This is a genomic window from Candidatus Kinetoplastibacterium crithidii (genome assembly GCA_027557655.1).
In the GTDB taxonomy this organism is placed as follows: domain Bacteria; phylum Pseudomonadota; class Gammaproteobacteria; order Burkholderiales; family Burkholderiaceae_B; genus Kinetoplastidibacterium; species Kinetoplastidibacterium crithidii_C.
Map to the genome: position 1 here is coordinate 1 of CP064915.1, position 24,364 is coordinate 24,364.

The window sequence follows — 24,364 nt, forward strand, 5'->3', positions numbered from 1 at the left end:
ATGAATAATTTTTGGTTGACATTTATTGCTCAAATGGAGAAGGATTTGCCTCCTCAACAAATAAATGCATGGATTAAACCATTAGAGCCACTTTCTTTTAATGAAGCAGAAAACATCTTGACTATTTTAGTCCCAAATAGGTTTAAGTTAGATTTAGTTAGGAAAAAATTTAGTAATCAAATAGAGAAAATTGCTTATGAATGGTTTAAGAAACCAATAAAAATTATATTTGAATTACCATCCAGTGATAGATCAAAATCTTTTCATGAAAGTGATCCTGTTTCTAAGGACAAAAATGTTAATAGTGATTTAAATAGCATTTATTTAACTGGAGAAACCACAAGTGTTTCACAAATTGATAACAATACATTAAACACAAGAAATGTTTCGGAAAATGTAGGAATTTATTATGAAAAATCAAAGTTAAATTCTATCCTTACATTTGATAATTTTGTTACTGGCAAGGCAAATCAATTAGCTAGAGCTGCCGCATTGCAGGTTTCTGAAAATCCTGGTATATCCTATAATCCTTTGTTTTTGTATGGAGGAGTTGGTCTAGGTAAGACCCATTTGATTCATGCTGTTGGTAATTCAATGATATCTGATAAATATAGTGTGAAAGTTAGATATGTACATGCCGACCAGTATGTTTCAGATGTTGTGAAGGCTTATCAAAGAAAGGCATTTGATGAATTTAAGCGATATTATCATTCCCTTGATTTGTTATTAATAGATGATATACAATTTTTTTCTGGAAAAAATAGGACTCAGGAAGAATTTTTCTATGCATTTGAGGCTATGGTAGCTCAGCATAAGCAGATTATTATCACGAGCGATACTTATCCAAAAGAACTGTCAGGAATAGATAGTAGATTAATTTCTAGATTTGATTCTGGATTAACTGTAGCAATAGAACCTCCTGAACTAGAAATGAGAGTAGCTATTCTTTTACGTAAGGCATCTACGGAAAATATTCCTATGCCAGAAGAAGTAGCTTTTTTTATTGCGAAACATCTTCGTAGTAATGTTCGTGAACTTGAGGGAGCATTAAGAAAAGTATTAGCATATGCACGTTTTCATGGTCGTGATGTATTAACTGTTGATGTTTGTAAAGATGCTCTTAAGGATTTATTATCCGTTTCTAACGGTCAAATTACAGTTGAAAATATTCAGAAGACAGTTGCAGATTTTTATAAAATTAAAGTTGCTGACATGTATTCTAAGAGAAGACCAGCTAATATTGCTATGCCTCGTCAAATTGCTATGTATCTTGCTAAAGAACTTACTCAAAAGAGTTTACCTGAAATAGGTGATTTGTTTGGAGGAAGAGATCATACTACAGTGTTACATGCTGTAAGGAAAATCTCAGAGGCTCGTATAAAACAATCTGACCTCAATCATACCTTACATGTTTTGGAACAAACCCTAAAGGGCTAGAGATGAAATTTTTACAAACAAATCGAGAACATTTAATAAAGACCCTATCTAGTATAGTTGGTATTGTTGAAAGACGAAATACTATGCCCATCTTATCTAATGTTCTTATGAAGAAAAATAGTAATAATTTATCATTTATTACTACAGATATAGATATACAAATGACAACTTATGCTGATTTTGGGGTATCTGGAGATGATGATAAAGCAACTACTGTTGGAGCTCGTAAGTTGCTAGAGATTTTAAAAGCTTTGCCTGAAATGAGCAAAGTCATTATTGAAATGCTTCCTGGAAAAATTAATGTTTTATCAGAGAAGAGTAGGTTTACTTTACAATCTTTGGATGCTAATGATTTTCCTGTTATGTATAGTGATGATAGTTGGGATATTTTTGTAAAGATGTCTCAGGTAGCATTAAAAAGTTTGTTAAATATGGTTTATTTTTCTATGGCTCAACAAGATATAAGATATTATCTTAATGGTATGTTGTTAGTTTTTGATAATGGTAAAATTAGTGCGGTGGCAACTGATGGACATAGACTTTCTTATAATTCTATATTGACAAATTCTTTTAAAGGTTACAAAGAAGTTATCATTCCTAGGAAAACAGTTTTAGAAATACAAAAATTGTTACAGGAAAATGATGAGGAACTGTCAATTGCTGTATCAGGTATGCAGATTAAATTTTGTTTCCGTGATATAGAACTTATATCAAAATTAGTAGAAGGTAAATTTCCAGATTTTGTAAAAGTAATACCCCAAGACTATACTAGACATTTTGAAATAGATAGAGATCTTTTTCATGGATCTTTACAGAGAGCTGCTATATTGACGAATGATAAATTTAAAGGGATTAGATTTCAATTTGCTTTAAATTCTTTCAAAATATCATCTTCTAATGCTGAACATGAAGAGGCTCATGAAGAGTTGGATATAGATTATCCATATGAACCTTTTGATGTCGGTTTTAATGTTAGTTATTTGCTAGATGTCATTTCTAATATTAAGTCAGATAGTTTGGTTTTATCAGTTAATCCTGATAGCAATTCTTCGATTTTGATTACTCTTCGTGGAAATGATAATTTTAAATATGTAGTTATGCCAATGCGTATTTAATTGTGTAATTGTCTATTATTGGATTATTTTAAATATTGGTTAAAGATATACAAATGTCAAAAATAAAAAAAGCTCATTTATCAGAAAATGATACTAGCTATAGTGCTAGCTCGATAAAAGTATTAAAAGGGTTAGATGCTGTTAGAAAAAGACCAGGGATGTATATAGGCGATACTTCTGATGGTACTGGATTACATCATATGGTTTTTGAGGTAGTTGATAATTCTATAGATGAAGCTCTTGCAGGATATTGTAATGAAATTGTTGTAACAATTCATCCTGATAATTCTATATCAGTATCTGATAATGGTCGTGGTATTCCTACTGGAATACATCAGGATGATGAATTCCATCGAAGTGCGGCAGAAATAGTAATGACTGAATTACATGCTGGAGGTAAATTTGATCAAAATTCTTATAAAGTATCTGGTGGATTGCATGGAGTAGGAGTTTCTTGTGTAAATGCATTGTCTGTTTGGTTAAAATTAACAATATATAGAGATCAATCTATACATCGAATAGAATTTGAAAAAGGTATTTGTACCAAACCTCTTAGTGTAATTGGCCATACTGATAAAAGTGGTACTGAAATACATTTTTTGCCTGATGCAGAAATTTTTTCTAATATAGAATTTCATTATGAAATTCTATCTAGGAGATTGAGAGAGTTATCTTTTTTAAATAATGGCGTCAAGATCAAATTAGTAGATTTGATTAAAAATAAAAGTGAAAATTTTGAGTTTTCTGGAGGAGCAAAAGGATTTGTTGGTTATATCAACCGTAACAAAACTGTAATTCATAATGGTATTTTTAGTGCTGTATCTGAGTCGTCTGCTGGTGGTGTTCCTGTTGTTGTTGAAGTAGCTATGCAGTGGAATGATTCTTATTCAGAAAATGTTCTATGTTTTACTAATAATATTCCACAAAGAGATGGAGGATCACATTTAACAGGTCTGAAAGCTGCTATGACTAGGGTATTGAATAAATACATAACAGATAATGAATTAGCAAAGAAAGCTAAGGTAGATACTGTTGGTGATGATATGCGTGAAGGTTTGGTATGTGTATTATCTATAAAAGTTCCAGAGCCAAAATTCAGTAGTCAAACAAAGGATAAACTGGTTTCTAGCGAAGTAAGGCCAGCAGTTGAAGAGGTTATTTATAAAACATTAGAATCATGGCTTTTGGAAAATCCTAGTGAGGCAAAAGCAATTTGTGGAAAGATTATAGAAGCCTCAAGAGCCAGAGAAGCAGCTCGTAAAGCACGTGAAATGACAAGACGCAAGGGTATTTTGGAAGGTAGTGGCCTTCCAGGAAAATTAGCTGATTGTCAAGAACGAGATCCTGCTTTGTCAGAATTATATATTGTAGAAGGTGATTCTGCAGGAGGATCAGCAAAACAAGGTAGAGATAGGAAATTTCAAGCAATTTTGCCATTAAGAGGGAAGGTTCTAAATGTAGAAAAAGCAAGGTTTGATAGATTATTAAATAGTGAACAAATAACAACTTTAATTACGGCCTTGGGCACAAGTATAGGTCCAGATTTTAATATAGAAAAACTCAGATATCATAGGCTTATTATTATGACTGATGCTGATGTTGATGGCGCTCATATTCGTACACTACTATTAACATTTTTATATAGACAGATGCCAGAATTATTAAATAGAGGATATATATATATAGCGCAACCTCCTTTATACAAAGTTAAGGTAGGAAGGGAAGAATTTTACTTGAAAGATGACGAAGAAGAATCCAAACTTATATTGGATCTAGCAATTAAAAACGCTGCAGTTTTTCCAGGGGAACATTCTGATCCGATTGAAGGAGAAAATCTATTAAAATTAGCTAATAAATATTATGAATCAGAAAAAATAATTAAACGTTTATCAAGGACATTTGATATTAATATATTGAATGCTATAGTTGATGGCATTGATTTAAATCTTGATAGTGAAGAAGCAGCTATGATTTCTTCAAAAAATTTATTTGAGAAATTAGATAGTGTAATAACATCAAATAATAATATATCTATAAAAGTTATTAGTGTTGATGGAAATAGTTATGGTCTTGAAATTTCAAGAAAATCATATGGTAATGAAAAAAGTTGTATATTAAATCAAGATTTTCTGAGAAGTAATGATTATATCGTTATGAAAAATACTTTCTATGAATTTAATAATATTTTGAGTGATAGTGCTATTGTGGCACGAGGAATTGGTGATAAAAGAAAATCAGAGAGAATATCTGATTTTAGAGAAGCTGTTAAGTGGTTAATAAAAGAGGCTGAACAATCAGTATCAAAACAACGATATAAAGGTCTGGGTGAGATGAATCCTGACCAGCTTTGGGAAACAACTATGAATCCACAGGCTCGTAGATTGTTGAGAGTCTGTATAGAAGATGCAATTGTTGCTGATCAAGTATTTAGCACTTTAATGGGTGATGAAGTTGCTCCTCGTCGCGAATTTATAGAAGAAAATGCACTTTATGCTAATAATGTTGATTTTTAGATTATATATTGGCTAGTTCTTCAGTCAATTGAATACTTTTAGATATAGTTGCTCCTTGTGCTTCTATTTCTAAAAGAAAGTCTTTTGTTTGTTTTTCGAAACCACTCACTGAGCTCATGCAATCATGTAAAATTACAATTTTTTTTATTTCTTTAGGATTAAGATATTTACAGAAATGTTCCAATGTTTTTTTTATGCAATGACTGCTCGCTTCACCAGCTATTATTAGAATATCGGATTCTTTTACAAATGATAAAACTTGGTTATTATCTATTTCTTTATTTGATAAAGTAGACATAAATATCCCTGATACTGCACTATATTGTTCTATTAATGGGTTTAATCCTTTCATTATGATATTGATATTTTTCAGGTTAGATCTTTCCCATTTCGTGTAGGCTTTGTTTATAGCATAATGAATATTATGTCCCCAAGTGCCTATTTGACAATGGACTGGCCAGGCAATTAGATTCTCTGAATAATGTTTTTCTAGATGTTTTAAATATTTGTAAGAATATTGTTGTAAATTATAATTTTTTGGTATAACAACTCCATTTTCTACATCTTCTGACTTTATAAGTTTAAATGGTTTAATCTCACTTCCATCCTCATTTTTCCAGAAGCTTGTAAGTGAGATATCTATTCCGTAATGACTATCCATAGTAATCATTATATCTGATATATTTCTGATATTATTCTCTATGAATATAGATAATCTTTCCATATCATAATATGCTCCTGGTACAGACAAAGAAGGTTTTTCTTTACTACTATTATAACCAGTTGGCAAAGCACAAAAATCATTTTGAGGATCTATTATTAACAAATGTATTTTTTTCATATAAAGTCCTCAGTTTTTGTTTTTGTTTGATTTCTCAAATTCAAATGCTACTTTATCTTTTTTTATAACGAGAAATGCTTTAAATTTTCTACGGGTTTTTGCGGAAATAAAACCATCTAGTAAATCTGTACGTTTTTCATTAAGCAATTTTATAACTTGATCTTTTGATATTTCTTGTTGAAGAATTTCTTTATTTAATTTGAAACTACAATGATTTACTTCTGATAAATAACCTTCGCATAAATAACTAGATTCATTTTCAAAAACAGGAAGATTACATTTGGGGCATTTTCCTAGAATTTTGCCTTCAGATTTATCAATAATAGAGTTTTCAATTTTTTGTGGTGTATTGTTAAATACGAATTCTAATTTATAATCCTCATTAATTTTTAATATGGCACTAAATGGTTTAAAGTTTTTGCTAATAAAATTATCTAAAGGTCCAATTTTTTTATTTCTTATTAGCTCTTCGACCTCTTCTAATTCAAAAGTTCTTCCACTAGGATATTTACTTATAGAAAAGTCACAACTGAGACATGAATATCTACGATAATTCTCTTTTATTACTCCATTACATTTAGGACAATTACTTTTTAATGTTGCATAATCTCCAGGAATATTATTATTTTCATATTCTTTTGCTTTTTTTACAATATTTTTCGTCATATTGATGATATCTGACATAAATTTTGAACGTTCTAATTTATTTTGTTCTATTTGTTTTAATTTATGTTCCCATTCTCCTGTTAACTCAGGAGATGTTAGTTCTTTAACTTCTAAACCAGATAAAAGAGTCATTAATTGAAATGTTTTTGATGTAGGAATAAGATCCTTACCTTCTCTTCGTAGATAATTTTCTGTTAATAAACCTTCTATAATAGAGGCTCTAGTTGCTGGTGTTCCTAAACCTCTTTCATTTATTGCTTCTCGCAATTCTTCATCGTTTATAAATTTACCAGCTCCCTCCATTGCTGACAATAATGTTGCTTCATTATATCTTGCAGGTGGTTTTGTATATAGCTTATTTAAGTCAATAGAATGAGTTAAAACATTTTCATTTTCTTGAATGGAGATTAATCTTTCTTTAGTTTCATTTTTACTTTTTTCATATATAGATAACCAGCCTGGTTTTGTTAGAATTTTTTCCTCAGTTTTAAAAGTATGCTCATTGACTTTTGTTAACCTTATAATATTTGTATATTCAGCTGGAGGAAAGAATATTGCTAAAAATCTTTTTAAAAGCAGAAAATATAATTTATACTCAAGTTCATTTAATTTATTTGGTATTTGTAGGGTTGGTATTATGGCAAAGTGATCTGATACCTTTTTATTATCAAAAATCCTTTTATTTGGCTGAATCCATTTGTTATTAGTAATTTGTAGAGCGCAATTAGTTAAATGATTTTCTATTAGTTTGGGTTTGTTTTCTACTATAGATTGCATAATATCATTTACAGTTTCTATATAGTCTTCTGGTAAATATCTAGAATCTGTACGTGGATATGTTATTGCTTTATGTTTTTCGTATAATGCCTGAGCTAAGCTGAGAGTTGTTTTTGCTGAAAAGCCGAAATTATGATTAGCTTCTCTTTGTAAAGAAGTTAAATCGTATAAAGAAGGTGGTAATTGTGATATAGATTTAGTTTTTTCATTTGCTACACCTAATTGATTAATGCATTCTTGTTTGATTCTTTCTGCTTCTAATTCAGTCCATATTCTAGATTCTTTATTCTCAGCATTAAATTCATCTTTTTTAAACTTTGTATTTATCCATTTTGCATTATAAAAGCCATTTTTTGTATTAAAAGTAGCTAATATTTCCCAATAATCTTTTGGAATAAATTTTCTAATTATATTTTCACGATTATTAACTATAGCTAACGTAGGAGTTTGCACTCTTCCAACTGTTGTTTTAAAGAAACCACCTTCCTTGCTATTAAAAGCAGTCATTGCTCTAGTGCCATTAATTCCCACTAGCCAATCAGCTTCTGCTCTTGATCTAGCTGCATATTCAAGAGGTTTAAGTAGCTCATCATTTTTCAGATTATTAAATGCTGTGCAAATAGCATTTTTAGTCATTGATTGTAACCATAGTCGAAATATTGGTTTTTTTGTTTTAGAAAACTGAATTATGTATTTGAATATTAATTCACCTTCTCTTCCTGCATCACATGCATTTATGATGGACTCAATATCTTTACGTTTTATGAGTTTAATAAGAGCTTTTAGACGTTCTGATGATTTTTTATCTGTTGGTACTAATTCAAAGCTAGTAGGTATAACAGGTAGATTTGTGAAACTCCATTTTCCTTTAATTGGATCATTAGATGCTGTTAAACTTAATAAATGTCCTATACTGGATGATATTACATAATTTGCATTTTCATATACATCAACATCACGTTTAAAATTTCCAAGCGATTTCGAAATATCAAGTGCAACTGAAGGTTTTTCAGCAATGATCAACTGTTTTTTCATATAAATCCAAATTAGTAAGTATAAATAATGAGCTATTTAACTATTTTAGTAAACAAATTATCGCTTGTTTTTGAGAAATGTCAGTTTACTATAATTTTTTGGAGGGTATAGTTCACTCTATTAATCTTTATTAACAAAATACATTATCTATGTTAACGTAATCTTCTTTTTAGTAAAATTAATTTTTTTATTATTTATTTTATGTAACTATATGTCTAACATTATTATAAATAATTTCAATTAACTATATAGTTACATTTTATAATTTTCAATGAAAATATATTGATTGAATTGTAACTTATTACATTATTAACTTTGTGGTAGAAATATTATGGAATTTAGTAAATTTGATGTTAGTTCTCTTATGGAAATAACTAAACGTCCAGATTTGTTATTTGTTAAGGGATCTGGATCTTGGTTAGAAGACCAAAATGGAAAACGTTACCTAGATTTTATACAAGGATGGGCTGTTAATTGTTTAGGTCATTCTTCTCCAGAAATGGTGCTAGCTTTAAGAAATCAATCGCAATTATTAATTAATCCTTCACCTGCTTTTTATAATATACCATCTATAAATTTAGCTTCTCGTTTAACTCATAATTCTTGTTTTGACAAAGTTTTCTTTGCTAATAGTGGAGCAGAAGCAAATGAAGGAGCTATTAAGCTAGCAAGAAAATGGGGGCAAATTCATAAGAATGGAGCATATAAAATCATTACTATGAAAGATAGCTTTCATGGTCGTACTATAGCTACTATGTCAGCATCAGGAAAGCCAGGATGGGATACAATTTTTGCACCTCAAGTAGATGGTTTTTTAAAGGCCGAAATAAATAATATATCATCTGTTGAATCCTTAATAGATGATAATGTTGTAGCTATTATGTTAGAACCAATACAGGGTGAGGCTGGTGTTATTCCTGCACATATTGAGTTTTTAAAAGATCTGAGAAATCTTGCTGATAAATATAATTTATTACTAATAGTAGATGAGGTACAGACTGGTATGGGTAGAACAGGTAAACTGTTTGCATACCAATATTCTGATATTGAACCAGATATTATGACGCTAGGTAAAGGTATAGGAGGAGGTTTGCCTTTATCAGCTTTACTAGCACGTGAAGAGGTTTGTGTATTTGCTCACGGTGATCAAGGTGGTACATATAATGGTAATCCTTTATGTACAGCAGTTGGATTAGCTGTATTTGATATTATAAGTAAGAAAGAATTTTTGGATTCTGTTTTGAGAAAAGCAGATAGATTATCTAATGGATTAATATATTTATCTCATAAATATTCATTATTAGGAGAAAGAGGTTTTGGTTTATTAAGAGCCTTAGTATTATCTAGTAATGATGCTAATAATATTGTTGAAGAAGCTAGAAATTTAACACCAGAAGGATTATTATTAAATGCTCCAAGACCTAATTTATTACGTTTTATGCCCTCATTAAATGTAACAGATGCAGAAATAGATCTTTTGTTAGAGAAACTAGACTATATTTTTCAAAAAATAATTAAAAAATAAAAAATTTTATTCATTATTTAAGAATCTAATACTTTTTTTAAGAAATAGTATTAGATTCTGAACGGTATTTATTAATTAAGTTGTTTATCTCTTCTATAGTATCAATATAATTATTACCAGCTAGTGTTGGTGATGTTAAATATTTCCCACCTATAATAAAAATAGGTATTTCTTTTACATTGCAAAAATGAAAAAGATTATTCGCTTGTTTCATTTTTATTTCAATTCCGAAAGAATTGAATACTTTATTAAATTTATTAATAGAAATTTGATGTTTTAATAACCAATTTTCTAGGTTCTTTTGTTTTTTAAAGAAAAATCTATCTTTTTTAGTAGTATTAAATATTTCTATATTAAGTTCTGTTCTATTAATAGATTCAATAGTAAAGTAAATTTTTTGTAATTGTTGCGTATAATTATTAGTAGCAATTGGTATTCTTATTATTTTTATATCATTCTGAATGTTTTTAGACCATTCATTTAAATATAGTTCTATTTCATTACAGTGTTTACACATATAAGAAAAAAATTCAATAATCTCTATTGAATTTTCTTGTGATATAGGTATTGTAAAATCTAATATTTCATATTTATTTTTAGCTGCATAGGAAATATTAGAAAAAATAAAACAATATAATACTATTGTTAGTATAATTAATTTTCTAAAAATAGATAATCTATTCATACTTTTGAAGTATTCATTTTAAATATTATTAGATATTTTTATAAATATAAACTTATATTTCAAGTAAATAGTTAGTAACAATTATTACATTTCTTCAGGTATAGATATCCCTAATAAATTTAGACCATTTCTTAATACTTGTAATATAGCGTTTATCAAACGTAGTCTAGCTAGTTTCAAGTTTTCTTGCTCTACGATAACATGTTCTGAGTTATACCATGAGTGACAATCTGCAGCACATTCTTGCATCCAGAATGCGATGAGATGTGGTGATAACTCATCAGCTGCTTGTTTTATTAAAGAAGGAAATTCAGATAAGCGTTTTATCAAATTTATTTCAGAAGAACTTGTTAGGAGATTAGTATCAGATTTTTGAATTAAAGCAAATTTTATATTTGCTTTTTTTAATATCGAATTTAATCTTGCATAGGCATATTGTATATAGTAAACAGGATTTTCTTCTTTTTGAGAAATTGCTAGATCTATATCAAAAATAAATTCTGTATCTGCACGACGTTGTATAAGAAAGTAACGTGCAGCATCACGACCTACCCAATTTATCAGATCTCTCATGGTAACGTATGTACCTGATCTTTTAGAGATTTTTATTTCTTCACCATTACTAATAATTTTTACCATTTTATGTAGAACATATTGAGGATAGTCCTTTGGTATTTTGTTTGATAATGCTTGTAATCCTGCACGCACACGAGAGACTGTTCCGTGATGATCGCTACCTTGTATATTTATTGCTTTATGAAATCCTCTATCCCATTTTGTTTTATGGTAAGCTACATCCGGTACAAAATATGTATAGCCACCATCATTACTTTTACGCATTACCCTATCTTTATCATCACCAGTAAGAGCAGTTGTTTTTAGCCAGAGAGCACCTTCATACTCATAAGTGTAGCCACTATTTATCAGTGCTTGTACAGTTTTTGCTACTTTGCCGGAAGTATATAAAGAACTTTCTAGGTAATAATTATCAAATATCAAACCAAAAGATTTTAGGTCTATATCTTGTTCTTTACGTAAGTAGGCAATAGCGAATGTTTGAATATCATTTAAGGAGTCTATGTTACCAGATGCTATAGTTTTTGAACCATCAATATTATCTATAGATTCTTTATTGATAAAAGCTTTAGCAATATCTATAATATACTCACCATGATATAGGTCTTTATTTTTAGGTTCTGTTATATCAAAATCTATATTTTTGGCTCTTAACTGTACACTTATAGCTAAATTATGTATTTGATTACCTGAGTCATTATAATAAAACTCACTGACGACATTCCATCCTACTGCTTTATAAATCTCGCAAATGGCACTACCTAATGCTGCTTGCCTTGCATGACCAACATGTAATGGTCCTGTAGGATTGGCTGATACAAATTCTACTAATACATTTTTGTCTTTTGAGTTATTTTTAGTGTGACCGTATTTGTCACCATTTAGCTCTATTTCAGCAAATACTTCCATTATGGCTTCTTTGCTAATATAAAAATTAATAAATCCAGGTTTAACAATTTCTATTTTAGAAATAATTTTTTTGCCATCTGGGTATTCATTGAATTTATCTACAATACTTTGTGCTATATCCATAGGATTTTTATTGATTTTTTTTGCTATGCGCATAGCTATATTAGTAGATATATCGCCATATAATTTTATCTTTGGTTTTTCTAAAATTATTTCTATACCACTATTAGGTACCAAATCATTAACTGTGGATTCAATGATATTTTTTAATATTTTTTTTTGATTTGGAAGCATAATCTATATTTTTTAATGCAAATTTATTATATGTATAGTTACATCATATAATATACAATAATCATAAACATCAAAATTTATGATTATTGTTAAAGTTAATTTATAAAGATGATTCAGTTGATTTTATATGTCTATTTATAGCACTTAGGACTGCTCTAAAGGAGGCTGTTACTATATCTCTATCTATACCAACACCAAATCCAGTATTAGAACCATCTATCCGGAGTTCAACATAGCAAGCGGCTTTGGTATTAGTATTAGCTCCTATAGAATGTTCATGATAACTCATGATTCTTGCAGGTATACCTAAAGAAGATATAAAGGCAGATATTGCACCATTGCCTTCCCCTTTTACTAGACGTTTTTCATTATTATACTCTAATTCAGCTTCAATTTTGAAATGCTTGGACTCAACTTCACTAGGATCTCCATCGATACGATGACGTATCAATTTCCATGGATTATCTTGATCTAAATATTCCTCTTTAAATGTTTTATAAACTTCTTCTGCTGTTACTTCTCTTCCTGTTTTATCAGTAATTCTTTGTATGTAACGACTAAATTCAATTTGTAGTCTTCTGGGTAAGGAAAGGCCATATTCACGTTCTAATAGATAAGATACTCCACCTTTGCCAGATTGACTATTAACTCTTATAACAGCATCATAACTACGTCCTAAATCTGCAGGATCTATAGGGAGATATGGCACTTCCCATACTTCATCAGACTGTTGTTTAGCCATTCCTTTTTTAATTGCATCTTGGTGAGATCCAGAAAATGCTGTAAATACCAAATCACCAACATAAGGATGTCTTGGATTTGTAGACATTTGTGTACAGTATTCTACACAACGTCTAACTTCGTCTATATCAGAAAAATCTAAATTGGGATTAATGCCTTGTGTATAAAGATTCAAAGCTAGAGTTAAAAGATCAACATTACCTGTACGTTCTCCGTGACCAAATAAACATCCTTCCACACGGTCAGCGCCAGCCATTAAAGCTAACTCAGCCGCGGCTACAGCTGTTCCTCTATCATTATGAGGGTGTACACTTATAATAACACTTTCTCTGTTGTTTATATTTCTATGCATCCATTCTATTTGATCTGCATATACATTAGGGGTAGATGATTCAATAGTCGCAGGTAGGTTAAGGATCATCTTATTAGTACTTGTTGGCTGATAAATATCAATAACTGTATTTGCTACATCTAAAGCAAAATCTAATTCTGTACTACTAAAAACTTCTATAGAGTATTCGTAACGCCAATTAGTTTGTGGATGTTGACTAAATAAGTCTTTTACAAGTGTTGTGCCATCGACAGCAATTTTCTTAATCTCATCACGGCTCATATTAAAAACTATCTTCCTAAAAGAAGGAGCACATGCATTGTACAGATGGATTATACCATTTTTAGCACCTGCTACAGCCTCTATTGTTCTTTTGATCAAATCTTCACGAGATTGTGTGAGAACTGAAATAGTGACATCTTCAGGAATATATTCATCATCTATTAATTTTCTTACAAAATCAAAATCAGTTTGGGAAGCTGAAGGGAAACCAACTTCTATTTCTTTAAATCCAATTTTGAGTAATTGTTCAAAAAAACTAATTTTTCTTTCAACATTCATAGGCTCTATTAAAGCTTGATTTCCATCGCGTAAATCAGTGCTTAGCCATATAGGTGCTTTTGCAATTGTTTTGCTAGGCCATGTACGATCTGAATAGTCTTTAGTAAATGGGCGAAATGGTACATATTTATTAGCTGGTTTGGCAAGCATAATATTAAAATCCGTAAGTCTTTAAATTGTTTTTACAAAAAATTAAATAATATTTACATATAGACGATTTTTGTGATATTACATATTCTATATGATCAAAATAATAATCATTATTACATTTTGTTATCTATATGTAAAAATAATGTATCTTTAATTTTATCTAAAGTTCTAATTTTACAAATCAAGATTGTATTTTAACATGTATTATAATAAGAGAACTATCTAGAATATAATATATTACTATAGAACCGTTATATTTTATTGTTTTGTTAGATCTAATAGAGGTATTTCAGTAATATTATTAGGATTTATAATCAATCTTTTTATCTCTGTTTCGTTAGTGTTATTTGAGTTACTGGTATTTTCTATATCATTTTCCACTAGAGAAATAGTATTTATTTGTTTTGTATTATTGATCGACAGATCAGGATCACCAAGAGTTCCATTTATTAGTGGTTGAGGAGGTTGCACTATAAATCTTTGACCATTCGCATTTAAAACTTCTTTTTGAGAATTATTATTAATTTTATTAACATTGAAAGTCATATCATGAAATAAGGTTTTCTCAATGAGAATTCCAATAATAATCATTATGGATATGAAAATTAGTATTTTTTTTGTAGCCATGAATTGTAAAAAGTTTTATTATAAATCATTACTAATAGAGAATTGTTTATTATACTCTCTTATTTTGTGGAACACTATTTCTGGATATAATTCCTGTGATATCTTTAATTGTGATTGTGATGTAGCTAGAAAAGTTATGTTTCCTAATGAGTCAAAAGCAATATTAGAAGCATTAGAATCCACAAACTTAGTTAGTGCTTTGTTATTTGTAGATGATATCCATCTTGCCAAGAGAAACTTAACTGGTAAAATATTTACATCAGCATTGTATTCTTGTTTTAAACGATGGGCTACTACTTCAAATTGAAGTTGTCCAATAGCTCCTAGAAGTAATGTATTGCTTCTATACAATTGAAAAACTTGAATTGCTCCTTCTTCTCCTAGTTGTTTTAACCCTGTATGTAATTGCTTGTTTTTTAAGGGATCTTTTATTTCAACAGATCTAAATATTTCTGGAGCAAAAAAAGGAAGACCTGTGAATTGTAAAGTTTCACCTTCTGTAAGCGCATCTCCAAGTTGTAAGACCCCATGATTAGGTATTCCAATGATATCTCCAGCAAATGCTTCATTTATTAAGTCTCTTTTTTGTGATAAAAAAGAAACTACATTATTTGTTTTTATATCTTTTTTAGTTCTAGAAATTTTTAATTTCATACCTCTTTTAAAGACCCCAGAACATATTTTAATAAAAGCTATCCTATCTCTATGGGATGGATCCATATTAGCCTGTATCTTGAATACAAAACCAGTAAATTTTTCTTCATCTGGAAAGACATGTCTTTGTATAGTAGGATGATAAGATGGTGGTGGAAAATATTCTATTAGAGCATTTAAAACTTCTTGTACACCAAAATTATTAATGGCAGAACCAAAAAAAACAGGTGTTTGTTCTCCAGAAATAAATTTCTTTATATCAAATTCTGGGGTTGCTTCTTTTATCAAAGCTACATCTTGTTCTATTTTGCTAAAAAGTTTTTCAAATAATAGATTATTTTTTTTATTTGATCCATTTTTAGTAAGGACATCAGGCATTTGATAACGATCTTGGCCTGCTTTGAATGATAGGATCTTATCTGTTTTTATTTCAAGAACACCTTCGAAAGACTTACCCATTCCTATTGGCCAAGTAAATGGAATGGCATCTATTTTTAAATGATCTTCTATTTCATGTAATAAATTAAAAGGATCTTTAACTTCCCTATCTAATTTATTTATAAAGGTTATTATAGGAGTTTTTCTTTTTCTACAAACTTCTAATAATCTTATGGTTTGTGACTCTATTCCATTGGCCGCATCTATAACCATTAGAGCAGAGTCGACAGCAGTTAATACCCTATATGTATCTTCAGAAAAATCTTGATGTCCAGGTGTATCCAATAAATTAATAATATGATTATTATATTCGATCTGCATAACAGATGAGGCCACAGATATTCCTCTTTGTTTTTCTATTTCCATCCAATCAGACGAGGCATATCTAGAGGCTTTTCTAGATTTTACTGTTCCTGCTATTTGTATAGCTCCAGCAAAAAGTAATATTTTTTCGGTTAAAGTGGTTTTTCCAGCATCTGGATGAGAGATTATTGCAAAAGTTCGTCTTTTTTTTACTTCTTGATGTATATCCATAATTTATTTAACAAATGTTATTTGATAAAATAGTATATATTTCTGTTGTTTTTATAATATAGAAATCAAATAACATTTAATCTACAGCATCAAAATATGAAGAACAGTCTAAGAGAATAGCTTGGCTCCCCGAGCTGGACTCGAACCAGCGACCTGCGGATTAACAGTCCGTCGCTCTACCAACTGAGCTATCAGGGAAAAGTATTATGATAAACAACACTCATTAAATGATATTTAGATTTAACAAATATGTCAATACTTATTAAGAATAAAAATGGTGCCGGCTAGAGGAGTCGAACCCCCGACCTTCGCATTACAAATGCGCTGCTCTACCAACTGAGCTAAGCCGGCTAAAAATATTATTATAACATGTATTGTATACTTATTTAACAATAGAAAAGGCTTTTTTTTCTATTTTAATTGCTTCTGTATTTTCTATCTGGAATTCCATACCATAACCAGTTTCTTTAGAAAAGATATACAATATCCTTTCCATAGGAATAAATATATCTTCTATAATACCGTTAAATCTTGCTTGGAATTTAATAAAATTATTATTTATTTCTATATTATTACATGCTTCTTGACTTATATTTAGTATTATTTTGTGATCTTGTACATAGCTTGTAGGAACTAATGTATTTTTGTCAACACTTACTAATATATGTGGTGAATAGTTGTTATCTGTACACCATTCAAATATAGCTCTTATAAAGTAAGGTTTAGTTGATATTTTATCCATATAATATTCTCATCTATTTACGCATAAGTTTTTCAGCTGGAGACAAGGATTCTATATAGGCAGAACGTGAGAATATTCTTTCAGCATATTTTTGTAACGGAGCTGCACTCTTAGGTAAAGATATTCCATAATGTTCTAAACGCCATAGTAAAGGTGCTATAGCTATATCTAGCATAGAAAAATCATCACCTAGTAGAAATTTATTTTTGGTTAATATTGGTGATAATTGTGTTAGGCGTTCTTTGATATTGTTTCTAGCTTCTAAAATATTTTTTTCATTAATGTTTGTATTTTGAGACTCAAGAATTTTTACTTGAGAAAACAGCTCTTTTTCAAAGGTATATAAGAATAACCGAACTCTTGCTCTGGTTAATGGGTCAGCTGGCATTAATTGTGGATGAGGAAATCTTTCATCGATATATTCGTTTATAATATTGGATTCATAAAGTATCAGTTCTCTTTCAGATAAGATTGGTACTTGGCCATATGAATTCATATCAAAAATTTCTTTTGGTTTGTTTTTCAAGTCTACATTATGAATTTCAAAATCCATCCATTTTTCAAATAAAACAAAACGACATCTATGTGAAAAAGGACAAGTTTCTCCAGAGTAAAGCACCATCATATTTAAATTTACCTTTATAAAAATATATATTGTATTTAAATGGGATTATTTATGTCTATAAAATCAACATCAATATCGAATTCTTTTTTTATAGCCAATCCTAAGGCTTTTATTCCATATCTTTCTGTTGCATGGTGACCTGCAGATATGAATCCAATATTTAATTCTTTAGATATATGAAATACTGGCTCAGAAATCTCACCTGTTATATAAACACTTGCTCCTTCATTATAAGCTTCTATAAATTTATTTTGAGCTCCTCCTGTACACCAAGCTATTTTATCTACAGTTTCATTAGGATTCCCTATTAATAAACTAGTTCTTTTCAGTTTATTGCTTATATGATTATTTAACTCTTGCATTGTGATGTTTTTTTTATATTTTCCAAACATTAGTAAGTAATCTTTGTTTTGTTGTTTTTCGATAGTATCAAAATCTAATATTTTACCTAATTGTACATTATTGCCAATGTTTGGATGAGCATCTAATGGCAAATGATATGCAAATAAACTTAGATCGCTTTGTAAGCATAATTTTATTCTATTCTTTAATATATCGCTTATAACATTATTTCCTTTCCAAAAAATACCATGATGTACAATAACCGCATCAGCTTTTTGATGAACAGCAATATTTAAAAAATCTAGGCTTGATGTAACTCCCACTATTATTTTTCTTATATTTTTTTTACCAGTTATTTGTAAACCATTAGGACAATAATCCACAAATTTTTCTGGCTCTAATAATTCATTTAACCATTGATTCAGGGTCTTTATATTGACAGATTTCATATTTAATTATTGATGTAATATTTAGTAAATTTTACATATAGATTGAATACTCATATATAATAAAAGAATCTGTATTTTAATTATAAATAGAATGATTATTATATCAGGAGTAGTAATTTATTTATGATAGTATGAATATAATTGTCAATATATTTTTTCTAGCAATTCTTAATTGGTTTATAGCAAAAAGAAACCTTTACCATTATTGCAAATCCAAATGCTATTTCTATATATGTTTTTATGTAGTTAGATATATAGAATTGTATTTTTGATAAGGAATGAGAAATGTCTAGTGGAAATAAGCATATTAAAATTATAAAGTCATGGTGTTAGTTAAGTTATAATTATTCATTAGTTTTAAATAGTAGTACACAGTACTTTAATTTCAAAAACACCAGAACAATATTAAATACAGAATTACATAACGATTACAATTATTTATTTGGTTGTAATACATAGTCTTTGAATTAATTTTGTGATGTATCAACTTATTATTTAAGTGTTATATATGTCCAATATTTTTTGTTTATTCTTTAATCTTTTGAATTATCAAAGTCACTTTTTTCCATTTTTAATTTTTTTAAAACAAGACCAAGTTTTTTTTTGATGCAATTCATTTTTTTTGAACCAAATAATATTAATGCCAACAATATTATTACTAACCAATGCCATATTCTAAAATATGCCATCTTAATCTCCATGTTTGCAATTTTTTATAGTTAAGTACCAAAGCCACCTAATATATGAAAATGTAAATGTGGGACCTCTTGTCCTGCAGCAGCTCCACAGTTATTTATTATGCGGAACCCCCCATCAATACCAGATTTACAACCATTAGCAAAAGCTATTTTGGGTATCAACAATAGCATTTTTCCTAACCATATTTCATCATTCTGATGAGTATTTTTGAGAGATTCAATATGTTTTTTTGGTATAATTAATAAATGTATTGGTGCTGCTGGTTTAATATCATGAAATGCCAGAAAATACTCATCTTCATATATTATATTTGCTGGTATTTTTTTCTCTATAATTTTACAAAAAATACAATCTTTCATTTTAAAAAATATTTAAGTTTTATTTAGATTTCTCATGTTTTTTTCTTCAATACCAGAAATTCCTTCTCTTTTTTCTAATTCAAGCATAACATCCTCAGGTCTAAGATTATAATAAGATAGGAGCACTAGACTATGGAACCATAAATCAGCTGTTTCACTTATTATTTTTTGTGGTATGCCATCTTTAGCAGCCATAACTAATTCAGTTGCTTCTTCTCCAATTTTCTTTAAAAAAGAATCTGGTCCTTTGCTAAATAATTCGCTAACATAAGATTTTTTATTTGAGATACCTTCTTTAGGTTTACGAGTTTCTAATATATTTGCTATTCTGCTTAATATTTCAGGATAATTGTGACTATTCATTTTTATACATAATTTTAGGATTTTTTAAAATTTCATCGACTGATGTCCAGATTTTGTTTTCCGAATCATTATTTTTTAGAACACGAAAAAAACAACTTTTTCTACCTGTATGACAAGATATATTTCCTAACTGATTAACCTTTAGTAAGATAACATCCCCGTCACAGTCTAGTCTAATCTCTTGAACTATTTGAGTATGACCAGATTCCTCACCTTTTTCCCATAATTTCTTGCGAGACCTTGACCAGTAAACAGCCTTACCTAATGATATTGTTTTTTGTAAGGCTTCTTTATTCATCCAAGCCATCATAAGAACATCACCATTCTTATAATCCTGAGCTATGACAGGGATTAAACCATCTTTGTCAAATTTTAATTCATCCATCCATGAAATGGTAGGTTTTTTATGATTCATAAATTCATCTTATTGATATGCCCAAATTTGATAAAAAATTTTTACATTCTTTAATAGAATATTCGCCAAAATGAAATATACTTGCTGCTAATACTGCACTAGCATGACCTTCTAAGATACCATCTGCCAAATGCTGTAAATTACCAACTCCTCCAGAAGCTATAACAGGTATAGGTATAGAGTCAGATATAAGTCTTGTTAATTCAATATCAAATCCAGTTTTTGTACCATCTCTATCCATACTAGTTAGTAATATTTCTCCTGCTCCATATGATGAAACTTGTTTTGCCCATTCTATTGCATCTAGACCTGTTGCATTACGTCCGCCTTTAGTGAATACTTCCCATTTATTTAATTCTCCTTTTTTAGATGTTTTACGGGCATCTATGGCTACTACTATACATTGAGATCCATAGTAGGATGAGGCTTCTTGAATTAATTTTGGATTACTGACAGCTGTGCTATTAATACTAATTTTATCTGCCCCAGCATTTAATAATCTTTGAATGTCAGCTAATTTTCGAACTCCTCCACCAACTGTTAAAGGAATAAATACTTGTGAGGCTACTTTTTCGATTACAGGTAATATAAGATCTCGTTCATCACTAGAAGCGGTTATATCTAAGAAGGTTATTTCATCAGCTCCTTGTTCGTCATATTTTTTTGCTATTTCGACAGGATCTCCAGCATCAGATAAATTAACAAAATTTACCCCTTTAACTACACGGCCTCCAGTAACATCTAGGCAAGGTATTATTCTTTTTGTGAGAGAGTTTTTACTTTTCATATTAATTTACTAGTTTTTCAGCTATTTTCAGTGCTTGTTGAAAATCGAGAGTGCCTTCATAAATACTGCGACCAAGAATGGCTCCAGAAATTCCCTCTTCAGCTACTTTACATAATTCTTCTATGTCTTTTATAGTTGCTATGCCACCAGAGGCATATACTGGTATTTTGACATTTTGTGCTAAATTAACAGTAGCTTCTATATTGACTCCGGAAAGCATACCATCTCTTCCAATATCAGTATATATTATTCCGTCACATCCATAATCTTCAAATTTTTTTGCAATATCTATGATATTATGACGTGTAATTTTACTCCATCCATCAGTAGCTATTTTACCATCTTTAGCATCTAATCCTACTATAATATGTCCAGGAAAAGCCACACAAGCTTCATTTAAGAAACCGGGGTTCTTAATAGCTGCAGTTCCAATTATTACATATGAAATGCCAGAGTCTAAATAATATTCAATTGTATTTAAATCACGAATACCTCCACCAATTTGAATTTCTACATCTTGGTTTACTGATTTTAATATACTTTTGATTTGATTATCATTTTTTGGTTTTCCAACTACTGCTCCATTTAGGTCAACTAAATGTATGCGTTTGGCTCCATCATTCACCCATTTTTTAGCTATTGTAGTTGGGTCTTCTGAAAAAACAGTAACATCTTCCAAGTTTCCTTGGCGTAATCTAACACATTTTCCATCTTTAAGGTCGATAGCAGGAATTAACAACATGATATATTATCAATTAATAATTAAAAAAAATCTAACATGAAATGTTAGGGTTTCCAATTTACAAAATTGCGATACAAAATTAAACCATTTTTAGAACTTTTTTCTGGATGAAATTGTACTGCAAATATATTGTTAGATATTATTGCACTAGCAAAAGATATCCCGTAGTCAGTTTCTCCCAATATAAGTCTAGAGTCAACAGGTTTTACGTAATAGCTGTGCACAAAATAAAAATGAGTGTTGTTTGGTATGTCAGTCCATAAATGATGATTTTGACATTGTCTTACTCTATTCCATCCAATATGTGGTACTTTCAGAAGCTGATTATTTGATTGTGAACAAATATTATTTTGTGCAAAAATTTTACCTTTGAATAAATATACATGACCTTTTATTAAAGAAAGACATTTAGTATTATTACCTTCCTCACTAGATTCGAATAGCATTTGTTGGCCAACACATATACCCATTACTGGTTTGTTATTAATAGTTTCTTTAACTATTTCTAGTAATCCAGATTTTTCAAGATTCATCATAGAATCAGACATAGCTCCTTGACCAGGAAGAATTATTCGATCTGCTTCAGATATATCCTTAGCTTTATTACAAATTTTTATGCTAGCTTCTGGAGCGGCATATTGCAAAGCACGAGCTACAGAATGAAGATTACTCATTCCATAATCAATAATAGCAATTTTTGTCACGACATAACCTTTAGTGAGTTATTTTTTGTTTATAAAATACCTTTTGTAGATGGTATTATACCCTTCATTCTTTCGTCTAAAGACGCTGCTTGTCTTAGAGCTCTGCCAAAACCTTTAAAAATTGATTCACATTGATGATGTGTATTTTGGCCTTTGAGATTATCTATATGTAAAGTCATAGACGCATGATTTACTAATCCTTGAAAAAATTCCCTTATTAGATCTATATCAAAATTTCCAACACGCGCTCTGGTATAATTTACATTATATTCTAGATGAGGTCTTCCAGAAAAATCTATCACTATCCTTGATAGGGACTCATCTAATGGAACATATACGTGGCTATAACGAGAGATTCCTATCTTATCTCCTAATGACTCTTTAATAGCCATTCCTAACGTTATTCCTACATCTTCAGCAGAATGATGGTCATCTATATAGTTATCACCTTCAGCTTTGATATACATATCAATAAGGCCATGTCTGGATATTTGTTCTATCATATGGTCAAGGAAAGGCATATTTGTTTTGATAGATTGTTTGCCTGTTCCATCAATATTTATATCTACATTTACCGTTGTTTCGTTTGTTTTACGACATACTTTAGATGTTCTCATAGTCACTACTAATTAATTAGGTTTTTTAGAATGTTTAAAAGAATTAAATTTTCTTCGAATGTTCCTATAGATATTCTCAAACAATTTTTTAACAAATTATGAGAGTTAGATAGGTTTTTGACAAGAACGCCTCCTTTCTTTATTTTTTCATATAAATCAGTTGCATCAAATTTATTGCAAATTTTTATGAGTATAAAATTTGCATGTGATGGAAATACAGTTAAAGTGCTAAATTTTTCTAATTCTGATTTCAAGAATTCTTTGTTTTTTAAAATTTCTTTGGTTTGTTTATCTAAAATATTTTTATTTGAGATAATCTCCAGAATAGCCTGTTCTGTAAGAATGTTTATGTTATAGGGAGGTCTTACTTTATTTATTTGATTTATCCAATCATGAGTTCCTGATAAATAACCAAACCTGAGTCCTGCTAAACCTATTTTTGATACAGTTCTTAAAACAAGAATATTCGGTAATTTAGTAATCATTTGCATCCATGTATGATCTGTAAATGCTTGATATGCTTCGTCAATAATAACTAACCCTGGTGCATTATCTATGATTTTTTGTACTTCATCATTATTCCATAGGCTACCAGTAGGATTGTTTGGCATAGCTAAAAAGATTACTTTGGGTTTATGCTTCTCTATTGCACTAAGCATATCTATAATATTTAGCTGGAAATTATTATTTAATGGTACATCTATAAATTTAGCATGATTAAATTTGGATGCCATTTCAAAATATACAAATGAAGGCGATGGGGATAAAACAACATCTCCTGGTGAGCAACAACTTTGAATAATGAGCTGTATTAATTCATCTGATCCATTACCAAATAAAACATCAGCTTCAAGTGGTATATCAAAAGCATGTTTGATGGTTTGAACTAGTTCTTTTTTATTTATTGAAGGATATCTATTAAATGATAATGAACTTATTCTTTTACTTATTTTTTCGCGCAGTTCATTCGGTAGTTCATATGGTGATTCCATTGCATCTAGTTTAATTAAACCAGATGCATCGTTAATTGGATAAGATGTAGTTTTTTGTATATCTTGTCTTATAGTATGGAAAATAAAGTCACAAGATTTTTGAAGCTTCGCTGCCATAA

23 protein-coding genes and 2 tRNA genes are annotated in these 24,364 nt (G+C 29.6%); 4 read left to right on the forward strand and 21 right to left on the reverse strand.

Going from position 1 to position 24,364, the window contains the following annotated elements:
• The 3 genes from dnaA to gyrB are packed head-to-tail and all read left to right on the forward strand — an operon-like array spanning position 1 to position 5,065.
• Complete coding sequence (dnaA, locus tag I1N47_00005; GenBank protein WBF65558.1) at positions 1–1,437, forward strand: chromosomal replication initiator protein DnaA; 1,437 nt, start codon at positions 1–3, stop codon at positions 1,435–1,437.
• A gap of 2 nt (positions 1,438–1,439) precedes the next feature.
• The gene (locus tag I1N47_00010) at positions 1,440–2,552 is read left to right on the forward strand and encodes a DNA polymerase III subunit beta (protein ID WBF65559.1); all 1,113 of its coding nucleotides are present in this window, start codon (positions 1,440–1,442) and stop codon (positions 2,550–2,552) included.
• Positions 2,553–2,605: 53 nt separating this feature from the next.
• Complete coding sequence (gene gyrB / locus I1N47_00015; GenBank protein ID WBF65560.1) at positions 2,606–5,065, forward strand: DNA topoisomerase (ATP-hydrolyzing) subunit B; 2,460 nt, start codon at positions 2,606–2,608, stop codon at positions 5,063–5,065.
• Between the two features lies 1 nt (position 5,066).
• On the opposite strand, the gene I1N47_00020 is transcribed toward gyrB, so the two are convergent.
• Together I1N47_00020 and I1N47_00025 are read right to left on the reverse strand one after the other, a co-directional pair.
• Positions 5,067–5,906 (reverse strand): nicotinamidase, encoded by an 840-nt coding sequence (locus I1N47_00020; protein WBF65561.1) that lies wholly within the window; start codon positions 5,904–5,906, stop codon positions 5,067–5,069.
• 9 nt (positions 5,907–5,915) lie between these two features.
• Positions 5,916–8,384, reverse strand: coding sequence for a DNA topoisomerase III (locus I1N47_00025; protein ID WBF65562.1), 2,469 nt, complete (start codon positions 8,382–8,384; stop codon positions 5,916–5,918).
• A gap of 331 nt (positions 8,385–8,715) precedes the next feature.
• Here I1N47_00025 and I1N47_00030 point away from each other — a divergent pair, with 331 nt between their 5' ends.
• Positions 8,716–9,909: an acetylornithine transaminase gene (locus I1N47_00030; protein ID WBF65563.1), complete on the forward strand. Its 1,194-nt coding sequence runs from the start codon at positions 8,716–8,718 to the stop codon at positions 9,907–9,909.
• Positions 9,910–9,946: 37 nt separating this feature from the next.
• Here the strand turns inward: I1N47_00030 and I1N47_00035 are convergent, their stop codons facing one another.
• The 19 genes from I1N47_00035 to I1N47_00125 form a co-directional block, all read right to left on the reverse strand.
• Positions 9,947–10,594: a thiol:disulfide interchange protein DsbA/DsbL gene (locus I1N47_00035; GenBank protein ID WBF65564.1), complete on the reverse strand. Its 648-nt coding sequence runs from the start codon at positions 10,592–10,594 to the stop codon at positions 9,947–9,949.
• Positions 10,595–10,678: 84 nt separating this feature from the next.
• Positions 10,679–12,373, reverse strand: a complete 1,695-nt coding sequence (locus I1N47_00040) for an arginine--tRNA ligase (GenBank protein ID WBF65565.1) — start codon at positions 12,371–12,373, stop codon at positions 10,679–10,681.
• 100 nt (positions 12,374–12,473) lie between these two features.
• Positions 12,474–14,156 (reverse strand): 2-isopropylmalate synthase, encoded by a 1,683-nt coding sequence (gene leuA, locus I1N47_00045; protein ID WBF65566.1) that lies wholly within the window; start codon positions 14,154–14,156, stop codon positions 12,474–12,476.
• Between the two features lie 258 nt (positions 14,157–14,414).
• The gene (locus tag I1N47_00050; protein ID WBF65882.1) at positions 14,415–14,702 is read right to left on the reverse strand and encodes a hypothetical protein; all 288 of its coding nucleotides are present in this window, start codon (positions 14,700–14,702) and stop codon (positions 14,415–14,417) included.
• 99 nt (positions 14,703–14,801) lie between these two features.
• The gene (locus tag I1N47_00055) at positions 14,802–16,409 is read right to left on the reverse strand and encodes a peptide chain release factor 3 (protein ID WBF65567.1); all 1,608 of its coding nucleotides are present in this window, start codon (positions 16,407–16,409) and stop codon (positions 14,802–14,804) included.
• A gap of 122 nt (positions 16,410–16,531) precedes the next feature.
• Positions 16,532–16,607 (reverse strand) — tRNA-Asn (locus tag I1N47_00060).
• Positions 16,608–16,684: 77 nt separating this feature from the next.
• A tRNA-Thr gene (locus I1N47_00065) sits at positions 16,685–16,760 on the reverse strand.
• A 31-nt stretch (positions 16,761–16,791) separates the two neighbouring features.
• Entirely contained in the window at positions 16,792–17,151 is a 360-nt protein-coding gene (locus I1N47_00070) for a ClpXP protease specificity-enhancing factor (GenBank protein ID WBF65568.1), read from the reverse strand.
• 13 nt (positions 17,152–17,164) lie between these two features.
• Positions 17,165–17,776 carry a glutathione S-transferase N-terminal domain-containing protein gene (locus tag I1N47_00075; GenBank protein ID WBF65569.1) on the reverse strand — a complete coding sequence of 204 codons (612 nt, stop codon included), beginning with the start codon at positions 17,774–17,776 and terminating at the stop codon, positions 17,165–17,167.
• Between the two features lie 35 nt (positions 17,777–17,811).
• Positions 17,812–18,567: a Nif3-like dinuclear metal center hexameric protein gene (locus I1N47_00080; GenBank protein WBF65570.1), complete on the reverse strand. Its 756-nt coding sequence runs from the start codon at positions 18,565–18,567 to the stop codon at positions 17,812–17,814.
• Between the two features lie 533 nt (positions 18,568–19,100).
• Complete coding sequence (locus tag I1N47_00085) at positions 19,101–19,268, reverse strand: twin-arginine translocase TatA/TatE family subunit (protein WBF65571.1); 168 nt, start codon at positions 19,266–19,268, stop codon at positions 19,101–19,103.
• 18 nt (positions 19,269–19,286) lie between these two features.
• Positions 19,287–19,625: a histidine triad nucleotide-binding protein gene (locus tag I1N47_00090; GenBank protein WBF65572.1), complete on the reverse strand. Its 339-nt coding sequence runs from the start codon at positions 19,623–19,625 to the stop codon at positions 19,287–19,289.
• 12 nt (positions 19,626–19,637) lie between these two features.
• Positions 19,638–19,988: a phosphoribosyl-ATP diphosphatase gene (locus I1N47_00095; protein WBF65573.1), complete on the reverse strand. Its 351-nt coding sequence runs from the start codon at positions 19,986–19,988 to the stop codon at positions 19,638–19,640.
• Positions 19,981–20,403 carry a phosphoribosyl-AMP cyclohydrolase gene (hisI, locus tag I1N47_00100; protein WBF65574.1) on the reverse strand — a complete coding sequence of 141 codons (423 nt, stop codon included), beginning with the start codon at positions 20,401–20,403 and terminating at the stop codon, positions 19,981–19,983. Before hisI ends, I1N47_00095 begins: the two co-directional genes overlap by 8 nt.
• Positions 20,404–20,407: 4 nt before the next feature.
• A complete protein-coding gene (hisF, locus tag I1N47_00105) occupies positions 20,408–21,190 on the reverse strand; it encodes an imidazole glycerol phosphate synthase subunit HisF (GenBank protein WBF65575.1) in 783 nt (260 codons plus the stop codon).
• 1 nt (position 21,191) lies between these two features.
• Positions 21,192–21,932, reverse strand: coding sequence for a 1-(5-phosphoribosyl)-5-[(5-phosphoribosylamino)methylideneamino]imidazole-4-carboxamide isomerase (gene hisA, locus I1N47_00110; protein WBF65576.1), 741 nt, complete (start codon positions 21,930–21,932; stop codon positions 21,192–21,194).
• Positions 21,933–21,976: 44 nt separating this feature from the next.
• A complete protein-coding gene (gene hisH / locus I1N47_00115; GenBank protein WBF65577.1) occupies positions 21,977–22,636 on the reverse strand; it encodes an imidazole glycerol phosphate synthase subunit HisH in 660 nt (219 codons plus the stop codon).
• A gap of 29 nt (positions 22,637–22,665) precedes the next feature.
• Positions 22,666–23,253, reverse strand: a complete 588-nt coding sequence (gene hisB, locus I1N47_00120; GenBank protein WBF65578.1) for an imidazoleglycerol-phosphate dehydratase HisB — start codon at positions 23,251–23,253, stop codon at positions 22,666–22,668.
• An 8-nt stretch (positions 23,254–23,261) separates the two neighbouring features.
• Positions 23,262–24,362 (reverse strand): histidinol-phosphate transaminase, encoded by a 1,101-nt coding sequence (locus tag I1N47_00125; protein ID WBF65579.1) that lies wholly within the window; start codon positions 24,360–24,362, stop codon positions 23,262–23,264.
• Positions 24,363–24,364: the final 2 nt, after the last annotated feature.

Excerpts from the sequence above, each read along its gene's own strand:
- dnaA (WBF65558.1), top strand. The coding sequence starts at position 1 with ATGAATAATTTTTGGTTGACATTTATTGCTCAAATGGAGAAGGATTTG.
- I1N47_00010 (WBF65559.1), top strand. The coding sequence starts at position 1,440 with ATGAAATTTTTACAAACAAATCGAGAACATTTAATAAAGACCCTATCT.
- gyrB (WBF65560.1), top strand. The coding sequence starts at position 2,606 with ATGTCAAAAATAAAAAAAGCTCATTTATCAGAAAATGATACTAGCTAT.
- I1N47_00020 (WBF65561.1), bottom strand. The coding sequence starts at position 5,906 with ATGAAAAAAATACATTTGTTAATAATAGATCCTCAAAATGATTTTTGT.
- I1N47_00025 (WBF65562.1), bottom strand. The coding sequence starts at position 8,384 with ATGAAAAAACAGTTGATCATTGCTGAAAAACCTTCAGTTGCACTTGAT.
- I1N47_00030 (WBF65563.1), top strand. The coding sequence starts at position 8,716 with ATGGAATTTAGTAAATTTGATGTTAGTTCTCTTATGGAAATAACTAAA.
- I1N47_00035 (WBF65564.1), bottom strand. The coding sequence starts at position 10,594 with ATGAATAGATTATCTATTTTTAGAAAATTAATTATACTAACAATAGTA.
- I1N47_00040 (WBF65565.1), bottom strand. The coding sequence starts at position 12,373 with ATGCTTCCAAATCAAAAAAAAATATTAAAAAATATCATTGAATCCACA.
- leuA (WBF65566.1), bottom strand. The coding sequence starts at position 14,156 with ATGCTTGCCAAACCAGCTAATAAATATGTACCATTTCGCCCATTTACT.
- I1N47_00050 (WBF65882.1), bottom strand. The coding sequence starts at position 14,702 with ATGACTTTCAATGTTAATAAAATTAATAATAATTCTCAAAAAGAAGTT.
- I1N47_00055 (WBF65567.1), bottom strand. The coding sequence starts at position 16,409 with ATGGATATACATCAAGAAGTAAAAAAAAGACGAACTTTTGCAATAATC.
- I1N47_00070 (WBF65568.1), bottom strand. The coding sequence starts at position 17,151 with ATGGATAAAATATCAACTAAACCTTACTTTATAAGAGCTATATTTGAA.
- I1N47_00075 (WBF65569.1), bottom strand. The coding sequence starts at position 17,776 with ATGATGGTGCTTTACTCTGGAGAAACTTGTCCTTTTTCACATAGATGT.
- I1N47_00080 (WBF65570.1), bottom strand. The coding sequence starts at position 18,567 with ATGAAATCTGTCAATATAAAGACCCTGAATCAATGGTTAAATGAATTA.
- I1N47_00085 (WBF65571.1), bottom strand. The coding sequence starts at position 19,268 with ATGGAGATTAAGATGGCATATTTTAGAATATGGCATTGGTTAGTAATA.
- I1N47_00090 (WBF65572.1), bottom strand. The coding sequence starts at position 19,625 with ATGAAAGATTGTATTTTTTGTAAAATTATAGAGAAAAAAATACCAGCA.
- I1N47_00095 (WBF65573.1), bottom strand. The coding sequence starts at position 19,988 with ATGAATAGTCACAATTATCCTGAAATATTAAGCAGAATAGCAAATATA.
- hisI (WBF65574.1), bottom strand. The coding sequence starts at position 20,403 with ATGAATCATAAAAAACCTACCATTTCATGGATGGATGAATTAAAATTT.
- hisF (WBF65575.1), bottom strand. The coding sequence starts at position 21,190 with ATGAAAAGTAAAAACTCTCTCACAAAAAGAATAATACCTTGCCTAGAT.
- hisA (WBF65576.1), bottom strand. The coding sequence starts at position 21,932 with ATGTTGTTAATTCCTGCTATCGACCTTAAAGATGGAAAATGTGTTAGA.
- hisB (WBF65578.1), bottom strand. The coding sequence starts at position 23,253 with ATGAGAACATCTAAAGTATGTCGTAAAACAAACGAAACAACGGTAAAT.
- I1N47_00125 (WBF65579.1), bottom strand. The coding sequence starts at position 24,362 with ATGGCAGCGAAGCTTCAAAAATCTTGTGACTTTATTTTCCATACTATA.